Source organism: Streptomyces sp. P5F9, from assembly GCF_057961495.1.
Genome location: NZ_JBXVPZ010000826.1, coordinates 1 through 2,093, shown reverse-complemented (window position 1 = coordinate 2,093; position 2,093 = coordinate 1). Strand labels below are relative to the sequence as shown.

Annotated in this window: 2 protein-coding genes; both read right to left on the bottom strand. The window is 71.6% G+C overall.

The genetic code is table 11. The features are described 5' to 3' along the window. Positions 1–116: 116 nt before the first annotated feature. Positions 117–941: an HAD family hydrolase gene (locus AC31A1_RS50590; RefSeq protein WP_489659781.1), complete on the bottom strand. Its 825-nt coding sequence runs from the start codon at positions 939–941 to the stop codon at positions 117–119. Beyond that, positions 941–2,093, bottom strand: a 1,153-nt coding sequence (locus tag AC31A1_RS50585) for a cysteine protease StiP family protein (RefSeq protein ID WP_489659780.1), incomplete at its 5' end; no start/stop codon positions are given. The genes AC31A1_RS50590 and AC31A1_RS50585, both read right to left, overlap by 1 nt.

The window sequence follows — 2,093 nt, the reverse complement described above, 5'->3', positions numbered from 1 at the left end:
GTTGTTGTGGCGGGGGCTGCTGCGGCTAGGTGGGCCCTGTGCGTTGTTGGGTGCGGGTGCTTCGTGGCTGGTCGCGCCCACGCGGCGGAGCCGCAAATCGATACAGCCCCGCGCCCCTAGGGGGTGGGGGTTGCCGTCGCTCGGAGGAACTCCCGGAGGATGCGCTCCCCCGCCAGCACTCCGCGCTCGGGTAGGGCCGTGACCTGTGGGGCCATCCAGGACTCGTCTGCCAGCTCGCCGTGACCCGGGCGCCAAGCCCTGTCCGCTGCCAGCAGGAGGTCGGCGTCCAGTAGGGAGTCGCCGGCTGCGAGGGTGAGGGTGGCGCCGGTGCGGTGGGCCACCTCTCGCATGGCTGCGCTCTTGGTGAGGGGCTTCGGGACGGCGTAGATCTTGCGGCCCTGCAACGACACCGTCCAGCCGCGGTTCTCCGCCCAGACCGCGAGTTCCTTCACCCACTCCTCGGGGAGCAGTTCGCGCTCGACGACGAGGTAGGCGAAGAGGTCCTCGGCGATGCGGTGCTTGCGGACCCAGGCCGGGTCGGCGGAGGTCGCGAGATGTTCTCGTACCTCCTCCAGCGGGGCGCACTCGGCGGCCAGCTTCGCCTGTACCCCGGCGTGCCAGTCCTCGTCGGTGACGCCGTCGACGAGGAGGTGGCCGCCGTTGGCGCAGATCGCGAACTTCGGTTCCGGGCCGGGCAGGCTGATGCGCTGGTACTGCTTGCGGGTGCGGGTGGTGGTCGGCACGAAGACGGCCGCGTCACCGAGTCCGCCGAGTTCGGTGAGGAGTCCGGCCGCGGTCTCCGTCATGAAGGACAGCGGCTTGCTCTCGTGCACCTCGACGCAGAGCAGCCGGGGCGCCCGCGCGTCCGGCATGGTCAGGGCGAGGGCGGCCGAGGAGTAGATGAGCGTACGGTCGAGGTCGCTCGCGACGAGTACCGGCATCAGACCGCCACCGCCTTGCCGTCGGCGCCGGTCGCACCGCGCGTGTACTTGGGGTGGATCAACCCCACGCAGGTGTACGGCAGTTCAGCCACTTCCTCGACGGGCACGCCCCGCTGCTCGGCGAGCAGTCTGACGTGGTCGAGGTCGGCGCCCGCACCGGCCCGCGCGAGGATCTTCCAGGGCACCCGGCGCAGCAGCACCCGGGTGGTCTCGCCGACGCCGGGCTTGACGAGGTTCACGTCGTGGATGCCGTACTCCTCGCTGATCCGCTCAACTGCCGCCCAGCCCTCCCAGGTCGGGGTGCGGTCGGCGGCCAGCAGTTCCTTGGCGAGGACGGTCACCGCGTCCGAGACCTCAGGGAAGCGGGCGGCCACGGCGTCCAGGAAGTCCACGGAGACGTCCGCGCCGGCGAGTTCGCGGTAGAACTTGGCGCCGTGGAAGTCGTGCGGGCCGACCAGGTCCGAGCGGAGCACCGTACGCGAAATCAGCCCCGACACGGTCGAGTTGAGGCAGGCGGAGGGGATGAGGAAGTCCTCGCGGGTGCCGTACGTCTTCACGCAGGAACCGGGGTCGGCGAGCACCGCGATCTCCGGGTCGAAGCCGGTGATGCCGTCGGACTCCTCGAACTCCCTGACCGCGTCGGCGAGTTCGCGGGTGATGGCGCCCTTGCCGGTCCAGCCGTCGACGAACACGATGTCGGCGGGGTCGTGGTGTGCGGCGAGCCAGCGCAGCGCGTTGGCGTCGATGCCGCGGCCGCGCACGATCGACACGGCGTAGTGCGGGAGGTCGAGACCGTGGCGGTGCTGGGCCCAGCGGCGCATCAGGACGCCTACGGGGGTGCCGGCGCGGGCGAGGGAGACGAGGACGGGGTGCGGGGAGCGTTCGGCGAGGACGAGTTCGGTGACCGCGCCCACGGCGAGCGCGAGTCGGTCGGCGGCCTCGTCCAGGGCGGTGTGGAACAGCTCCTGGTACTGCTCGCTCGGCTGGTACTCCACCGGCAGCGACTCCGCGTAGTGCGCGCCGCCGCTCTGGATGGCCTCCTCGCGCTCCTCGGTCGGCGCCTCCAGCGTCACGTCCGAGAGGTCCTGGAGCAGCCAGCCGACCTCTTCCGGCGCGTACGAGGAGAAGGCGGGGCCGCGGAGGGGGTCGGGG